Source organism: Aquabacterium sp. A08 (genome assembly GCF_011742065.1).
Genome location: NZ_JAAQQT010000676.1, coordinates 1 through 7,902, shown reverse-complemented (window position 1 = coordinate 7,902; position 7,902 = coordinate 1). Strand labels below are relative to the sequence as shown.

Annotated in this window: 7 protein-coding genes and 1 tRNA gene; 5 read left to right on the top strand and 3 right to left on the bottom strand. The window is 60.7% G+C overall.

Going from position 1 to position 7,902, the window contains the following annotated elements:
- The coding region (locus HA630_RS16955) for a hypothetical protein (RefSeq protein WP_166834528.1) at nucleotides 1–197 on the bottom strand (197 nt) is incomplete at its 3' end.
- 56 nt (nucleotides 198–253) lie between these two features.
- Here HA630_RS16955 and HA630_RS16950 point away from each other — a divergent pair.
- The 5 genes from HA630_RS16950 (at nucleotide 254) to HA630_RS16930 (ending at nucleotide 6,881) form a co-directional block, all read left to right on the top strand.
- A complete protein-coding gene (locus HA630_RS16950) occupies nucleotides 254–616 on the top strand; it encodes a helix-turn-helix domain-containing protein (RefSeq protein WP_166834530.1) in 363 nt (120 codons plus the stop codon).
- 479 nt (nucleotides 617–1,095) lie between these two features.
- The gene (locus HA630_RS16945) at nucleotides 1,096–2,547 is read left to right on the top strand and encodes a hypothetical protein (protein WP_166836182.1); all 1,452 of its coding nucleotides are present in this window, start codon (nucleotides 1,096–1,098) and stop codon (nucleotides 2,545–2,547) included.
- A gap of 258 nt (nucleotides 2,548–2,805) precedes the next feature.
- A complete protein-coding gene (locus HA630_RS16940) occupies nucleotides 2,806–4,266 on the top strand; it encodes a Shedu immune nuclease family protein (RefSeq protein WP_166836180.1) in 1,461 nt (486 codons plus the stop codon).
- A 24-nt stretch (nucleotides 4,267–4,290) separates the two neighbouring features.
- The gene (locus tag HA630_RS16935) at nucleotides 4,291–5,862 is read left to right on the top strand and encodes an ATP-dependent endonuclease (protein WP_166836178.1); all 1,572 of its coding nucleotides are present in this window, start codon (nucleotides 4,291–4,293) and stop codon (nucleotides 5,860–5,862) included.
- On the top strand, nucleotides 5,847–6,881 hold the full coding sequence (locus HA630_RS16930; RefSeq protein WP_166836176.1) for a DNA helicase UvrD: 1,035 nt from the start codon (nucleotides 5,847–5,849) through the stop codon (nucleotides 6,879–6,881). The genes HA630_RS16935 and HA630_RS16930 overlap by 16 nt, the downstream gene beginning before the upstream one ends.
- Before the next feature lie 368 nt (nucleotides 6,882–7,249).
- On the opposite strand, the gene HA630_RS16925 is transcribed toward HA630_RS16930, so the two are convergent.
- Nucleotides 7,250–7,342, bottom strand: a tRNA-Ser gene (locus HA630_RS16925).
- A gap of 38 nt (nucleotides 7,343–7,380) precedes the next feature.
- Nucleotides 7,381–7,902 (bottom strand): ACT domain-containing protein (locus tag HA630_RS16920; protein ID WP_166834540.1); only part of this gene is annotated, 522 nt, incomplete at its 5' end.

The following is a 7,902-nucleotide window of genomic DNA, read 5'->3' as shown; positions in this document are numbered from 1 at the left end:
TCGTCCAGGACTTCTTGTTCATCCATCAGCTGGTTGACGATGGTGTCCCGGACGGATTTGGCTTTGGCCTTGCCGCCCAGATCCCTCAAGGCACTCACGAGCCTGGGAACAAAGAAAGCGGCACTCCCGACCGTCGGTGTCTTTGCATTTACTACCATGCATCCCTCGATGATTTGCGTAAAGCGCAAATCTAGCATGGCGTTTGGCGCAATGCGCTTTGTGTGATCTGCCGGGGGTCTGAAGAATGCCCGGCATGCACATCGGACAGGTCATTCGCGTACTGCGCACCGAGCGCGGGGCCACCTTGGAGTCCCTGGCCTTTGAGGCCGGAACGGATGCGAGCAACTTGTCGCGCATTGAACGCGGGGTGCAACAACCCACCGAAGATGGTCTGAAGGCGATCGCTGGCGCCTTGGGCACGTCGGTGGCGGCCATGTACGCCTTGGCAGAAGGCAAGCAGCTCACGGGCGATGAGGTGGCGGGCCTGCTGCGGCCCGAGGACATGGGACGAGAAGCGATCCAGATGCGCAGGTATTTCCGGTCGTTGACGCCCGAGTACCAGAAGCTGGCCCTGGAGCTGGTCAAGACCTTGGCCAGGACTCAACCAAAGATCTAGTCTGCGAAGATGCCCTGGCGGCACGAACCACCTGGGCCGAGCAGTCTGCCCATTGTTTGAGCATGGCAACAAAAGCTTGGCGGCTCAATCACTTGCAGCAATGTCACCGGGCTTGTCCACAGGTTTGACCACGGTCTTTGGGGATGGATGGATGGATGGATGCGTGCTGTGGCGGGTTGCTGTTTCCAGCTGCAGCCGGATGGGGGCACCCCGTCACGCCAGCTTGTACAGCTCCCGTTCACCAATGACGATCTTTCATGCTTTGATCACGCAGTCAAAGGCAGTACCGACAGCGCATCGCGGTGGGCCGGTAAAGGCTGATTGCGGTCATTCGAGGGCGACTTCCCGACTGACCGCTTCGGCTCTTGGTAGGCATCGATAGGGCAACGTCGGGCTCTGTGCCGCCCGGGAGGGGCAGAATCACCCGTGACGCGCGCAAAGCGCATCCCGCTACACAACGTGCTAGGGAGGCATCGCGAGTGATTTACTTTTCCGACGTGTTCGGGGTCGACCAGAGCTTGCTCGAGGCGCATGGCGCGTTCAACATCGCGTTGGTCAACGACCTACCCTTGTTTGTCGACCCCTTCCTGCTGTTCGATAGCGAGCGCCCAGAGCTGCGAGAGCTCCATGACGGCATCATCAGGTACCTCGTCTTCGTCCGAGACCGAGCCCAGGCTGAAGAGCTGAGCGAGGGCGCAATCTCCCAGTGGCTGTTCTTCCGCGAGGTCAAGCAGAACTGGCTTGGCTTCAGCCGGCAGGGGAACAGCGGTACGGGCCTGGGGCGGCACTTTGCCGATGCCCTGGCTCGAAACTTCAAGCGCGTGTTCCGCAACTTCGGCGATGAGACGATCACGAAGAGCTCCCACCTAGAGAAGCTGGGCCTGCTGAGCGGCGGTGTTGGCCGTGACCACTTGAGCGACTTCACCACGAACCTCATCAAAGGGTACTTGCTGAAGTACACCGAGGACTTCGCAACGCGGTACCTTCGGCCCACTCAGCTGAGGCGCGTGCACGTCGAGCGCGTCAACTTCAACTACGCGACGCGCCGTTGGCAGTCGGGGCACTACACCCTACCGTGGCACGACGGCGACTACGTCATCCTGACCCCGTGCGACATCCTGACGCGGGACGAAGCCTGGATTAACCAGAGCGACATGCTCAGCCAGTTCTTCCAGCTGCGGACATCGCTGCCGGACGAGCACCTACGCGCGCAGGTTAACGACCACTTCCTTCAGCAAATCAGAGAACGCTCGACCCAGGAGGAACGCAAGGCAGCTGCGCTGCGAACCATCGAGCAGTTCACCGAGCTGATTGACCACTACATCAAATGGAAGGAAGAGCACGCCGACGAGGCTCATGCTGTCAGCAGCCAGAAGGTGCAGGAGACGCACCGGCAGTTCGTAGAGAACATACGGGAACTCGTGCTGAACCATCTGGCGGGCACGGAGTTCTACGAGCGTGGCGACTCCTACGAGGAAGCGCTGCAGCGCGTGAGGTACCTGAAGCACGTAATCGAGGACAACGATGGATACCGGGTCTTCTACGTGGACGGCAAGCCGGTGAAGCGCGAGAGCGACCTGCACACGATGTTCCGGCTGACCTGGTATGCGACCGCCTTCGACGTGAACGCCGAGGTCAACAACGGCCGCGGGCCGGTGGACTACAAGGTGTCGAAGGGGAAGAAGAACGCTAGCTTGGTCGAGTTCAAGCTGGCTAGCAATTCAAGTCTGCGGCGCAACCTCAAAAAGCAGGTCGAGGTTTACGCCAAGGCCAGTCAGACCGTGAGGAGCATCAAGGTCATCTTGTACTTCTCGGAGGCCGAGCTGGAGAAGGTGACCAATGCTCTCCGAGAGCTGAGGCTACAGGACCGAGAGGACATCGTGCTTATCGACGGAGGACGAGAAAACAAGACATCGGGCTCGAAGACCTGAGCTTGTTCTGGGGCAGCCTCAGCGTTAGTCAGAGACTGAATGCGTGACCTGCAGCAGGCTACATCGGCGCAGGCATCGGCTCGATCGACATCAATATCTCAAGGCTATCTCGGCTGCCTCCAGAGCGCAAAAGGTCTGGCACAGTTTCCACCTTGGGTTTTGTCGTCTGATTCCGTAACGGAATACCATTGTCTAGGCCGAGCTCCGTAGCTAGCGCGGGGCCGATGGGCGACAGTTAACAAGAATGGGAAGGAGACCATGGCAACCGCTTCTGAGAGTAATACGGACGACCGCATCGACGTGCAGGCTGGCGAGGGGCCGGACGAGGAGCCCGAGGCGCCCGACTCGGCGGAGGAGTGCCGCGTCAGCCTCAACGTGATCGAGGTGGACGACCAGGAACTTGCGGAGGTGTTCGCCCACGGTGAGCCTCCGGCGGATGCAGGTGGCCCGGAGCCGCGCAAGGAGCTGCTGGCGCACGTCAGCCCCAGTGAACTCATCATGTTTCCGAGGGTGTCGGCCGCTTACCGCTCCGCGTTCCTAGAACCCAAATACGACCAGATCGTCAGGATTCGCATTCCGGGCGATTGGAGCGTTCCGGAAAGCATCGGCGAGTTCGAGGAGCTGCTCGATGCGCTTCCCGTGGGCTTCTCGCGGCGCGCGTCGAGGGGCCTTGGGCTCAAGTGGGAGAATCGACTAATCATCGAGGCGATCGAAGGCGCGACAACGGCGACCGAGCTCCAACTGGTCGAAGGCGATGAAGCCTCGATCTCGGGCGAGACCTTCACGCTTGGACGAAGGCTGTTCGACCGCGTGCGCAAGGGGATGGCGCAGATCGGACGGCGCTCGCAAGCCCGGGCGCTCCAGGACCGGCGGCTTTTGGCGCATAACGAGATCGTGCACCCGATCAACGAGGAGCTTTTCCCGAGGTTGTATCGCCAGGCCCGACCCGGCGAGATCTTCGAGTTGGCGCAGCTAAGCACCCGGGACCAGCGGCGCGACGAACTCGACCGGGCTGCCGTCACGTCTCTCGTCCGGCAAGACGCTCCGCAGATCGCACGAGAGAACCCCCGCGCGCTGCTGGAGCTGAGGTCAGAAATCGAGCGTGTGACGCTCGCAGAGTTGATTGGCCGCTTCGAGGCGCTGCTCGATCGGAACCCGGACGAGCGAGCCTGGCAGACGTTCTTCGAGACGCACCCGTTCGTCCTGAGTATCTCCTTCCCTCACCCGGTGCTGCTGATCAGGGGACAAGCGCACGTAGGGGGGACGACGATCGACGGCAGGGGTGAGACCATCGCCGACTTCCTGTTCCGGCAGGGACTCACAGGTGCGGTGGCGATTGTGGAGATCAAGACGGCCCGCACGCGCCTGCTTCAGAACACGCCCTTCCGCGGAAGCATGCACGCCGCGCATGCCGACCTGTGCGCCGCGATCTCTCAAACGCTGGACCAGCGTGCAGAACTCACTGCGAACTTTCACGCGCGCGCACGACACCCAAGCATGGAGGGAACGCACGTCGGGCACGTCCATTGTCTTGTGGTGGCCGGAAGGAATCCAGAGACCGCCGACAAGCGTCGCTCCCTCGATCTATTCCGCAGCGCGACGAAGGACGTGGCCGTGGTCACGTTCGACGAGCTGCTGGAGAAGCTGCGGGCCATCCATCGAGCGATGTCGGCCGGCGGTGCGGGTGCCGAAGCGGCCGGGCCCGACGCGAGACACTGACAACGAACTGGGGGAAGAGAGGCTATGCCCGCCATCACGAAAGTCGTTCTTCGGAACTTCAAGCGATTCGATAAGCTGGACCTGCTGCTCAAGCCAGGGCTCAACGTCCTCCTCGGAGACAACGAAGCGGGAAAGAGTAGTGTGCTGCTGGCCATCGACCTGGCTCTGAGCGCTAGCCGGTCGAAGATCGAGTCGCTGGGCGTCGAAGCGCTCCTGAACGCCGCTGCGGTCGACCGTTTCATGGGCAGCCGCCGCCTGGTCGCGGATTTGCCGAAAATGCTCGTGGAGATTTTCCTGACGGAGGGGACCAATCCTTCCCTGAATGGAAGGAACAACGTCGACGGAAGGGAGTGCGACGGCATCAAGCTGGAAATCGCGGTGCCTCGCGAGCTGGAGGACGAAGTCAAGGAGCTGCTGCAGGATCCCGACGCACCCTTCCCCTTCGAATACTATGCACCGCGCTTTGCGACGTTCGCCGAGGATTCGCAGATAGCGTTCAAGAAGCATGTGCGCCACCTGCTGCTGGACAGCTCGCGCATTGACAGCGAGCAAGCTACCCGCGTCTACACGCAGTCGCTGTTCTCGGTGAACGCCGACGCGAAGGCCCGAAGTAGGCTGGAGAGTTCATACCGTAAGGCGAAGGACGAGTTTCGCGACGCGCACCTGAAAGAGATCAACGAAGCACTGACCAACTACACGTTCGGCGTGCGCACGAGCTCGAAGACGAACCTCGGGACTGACCTCGTCATCTTGGAGGACCAACTGCCGCTCGACGTGCGCGGCAAGGGCAGGCAGTGCTTGGTCAAGACCAGCTTCGCACTGCGCCGCGGCGGCGAAGGTACCCAGCCACTCCACCTGCTGCTGCTCGAAGAGCCCGAGAACCATCTCAGCCACTCGCACATGCGTAAGCTTGTCGAACGCCTCTCACAAGCCGAGGGGCGGCAACTCCTCGTGGCCACCCACAGCAGCATGATCTGCTCACGGCTCGACCTTCGTAAGGCAGCCTTGTTGGGGACAGAACCTTCCAAGCGCGGCGCGCTGTCGGATCTGAGCGAGTCGACGTCGAAGTTCTTCATGAAGGCGCCGGACAACAACGTGCTTCAATTCGTATTGTCGAAGAAGGTGATTCTGGTCGAGGGCGACGCTGAGTTCATACTGTTCGAGGAGCTCTACGCCAAGCACGCCAAGGGGAGCACGCTCGCGGAGGACGGCGTTCACGTCATCTCGGTAGGCGGAACCAGTTTCAAGCGTTATCTAGAACTCGCGCGGCTCTTGGGGGTCCGGGTCGCTGTTGTGCGCGACAACGACAAGCACTGGCAGAAGAACTGCTTGGACAACTACGCGGAGTTCCGTATGGACAACGCTCGCGTATTCGCGGATCCAGACGACGCACGGAGCACGTTCGAGGTCTGCCTCTATGAGGACAACAAGGCGCTCTGTGACCGGCTGTTCGGAACCTCGCGCAAATCGCTCAGCGTGCTCGACTACATGCTAGCGAACAAGGCCGATGTCGCCTTCGAGCTTCTCGACAAGGGCGCCTCGGAGCTCCGCGCGCCCAAATACATCCAGGACGCGATCGCATGGATAAGACAGTGACGTTCGCGGTAGCGGGCTCGGGAAAGACCCGCAGCATCGTCGAGCAGATTGACCCGTCGCGGCGCTCCCTGGTCATTACCTACACGACCAACACCGAGGACGACCTGCGCCGACGGATCGCGAACAGGCTCGATAGCCGAGACGCCTCCGTTACGGTCGATACCTATTTTTCGTTCCTGAACCGCTTCTGCTACAAGCCCTTGCTACAGCAGGACATGCAGAGCCGGGGCATTTCATTTTCGGCCCCATCGCAGACGTCAAGCCGCATGCCGTTATCTAGCAGGCTACGCTACATGCATGGCGATCGGGTCTACCACTGCCGGATGGCCAAGCTTCTTGCGGTGAAAGGATGTCTTGGGGATGTGCGCGAGAGGCTCGACCGGTACTACGACGATGTCTATGTCGACGAGGTCCAGGACTTCGGAGGGCATGACTTCAACTTTCTCCTGGAGATCGCGCAGGCTCGGGCGCGCTTTCACCTAGTGGGCGACTTCTATCAGCACACCTTTGCGACGAGCCACGACGGCAACGTCAACAAGTCGTTACACGACGATTACGACGATTACCGTGCGAGATTCACCAAGGCGGGGTTCAAGGTCGACACCACGACGCTCGGCGCGAGTCATCGCTGCGGGCCAGCGGTCTGCGACTACATCACCAAAACGCTCGGCATCCAGATCGCCGCCGCCAGCGTGAGTGCCGCGCGTGTGGAGGTCGTCGAGTCCCAGGGAGACGTCGATCGGCTCCACTCCGACCAGAAGACAGTAAAGCTGTTTCTGGAGCGGCACTGGCTCTACGGCTGTCACTCGAACAACTGGGGCGCCAGCAAAGGCCTAGACCACTACCAGGATGTTTGCGTCGCGCTGAACCCTACCAGCTGGGCCCTGTTCTTGCGCGGTGAGCTCGCCCTGGCGAAACCGATCATCCGCAACAAACTCTATGTCGCATTCTCCCGCGCTCGTGGAAATCTTTTTCTAGCACCCGAGTCATTGTTTAAGAAGCATCGCTCTGGCACCTAAGGCGCTATCTCTATCTACCGCGCTTGGCATCATCTCCGACCTATTTGTCCGCTATTTAGCCAACAGCGGTCAAACCACGCCCGGACCCTGGCTGACTGCTACCGCTGCAGACTTGTCGTTGATTGATCGCTATGCACTCAAACTTGGAGCTGGACTTGAACAGTCAAGCGAGAGTCAGCACCCCATCCTGTGAAAACTTCACCAAAAGCCACACTGGGTTTCAGAGGGGGTAGAGAAAGTAGCCGCTACCGCGTTGCAGCTAGGTGCTGCCGAGCAGGGCCAGAGAGCGATTGCAGGCCGCTCTTACCTGGGAAAAAGAGCAAAAGCCCCAGTAAAAAAGCCCCCGCAATGCGGGGGCTTTGACTTACTGGCGGAGTGAGAGGGATTCGAACCCTCGATGAGACTCTACATCCCATACTCCCTTAGCAGGGGAGCACCTTCGGCCACTCGGTCATCACTCCGCGAAACCAATATTATGCCCCAAAACCGGGGCGCCTCGTCAGGTCTTGGCCAAAGAATCGACCGGCTGGTCCAGGTCGAACTCGCGGTGCAGGGCGCGCACGGCCAGCTCCATGTACTTCTCGTCGATCACCACCGAGGTCTTGATCTCGGAGGTGGAGATCATCTGGATGTTGATGCCCTCTTCGCTCAGGCTGCGGAACATGCGGCTGGCCACGCCGACGTGGCTGCGCATGCCGATACCGACGATGCTGACCTTGCAGATCTTGGCGTCGCCCAGCACCTCGGCCGCGCCCAGCTTGGGCGCCACCTGGCCCTTGAGCAGGTCCAGCGTCTTGGCCAGATCGTTGCGGTTGACGGTGAAGCTGAAGTCGGTCTTGCCGTCTTTGCTGATGTTCTGGATGATGACGTCCACCTCGACGTTGGCGTCGGCCACCGCGCCCAGGATCTGGAAGGCGATGCCGGGGGTGTCGGGCACGCCCAGGACAGAGACCTTGGCTTCGTCGCGGTTGAAGGCAATGCCGGAAACAACGGCTTGTTCCATGGTGTCGTTTTCCTCAAA

Bases quoted from the DNA above. Each gene is read 5' to 3' on its own strand.
- HA630_RS16940 (WP_166836180.1), top strand. From the start codon at position 2,806: ATGGCAACCGCTTCTGAGAGTAATACGGACGACCGCATCGACGTGCAG.
- HA630_RS16950 (WP_166834530.1), top strand. From the start codon at position 254: ATGCACATCGGACAGGTCATTCGCGTACTGCGCACCGAGCGCGGGGCC.
- HA630_RS16935 (WP_166836178.1), top strand. From the start codon at position 4,291: ATGCCCGCCATCACGAAAGTCGTTCTTCGGAACTTCAAGCGATTCGAT.
- HA630_RS16930 (WP_166836176.1), top strand. From the start codon at position 5,847: ATGGATAAGACAGTGACGTTCGCGGTAGCGGGCTCGGGAAAGACCCGC.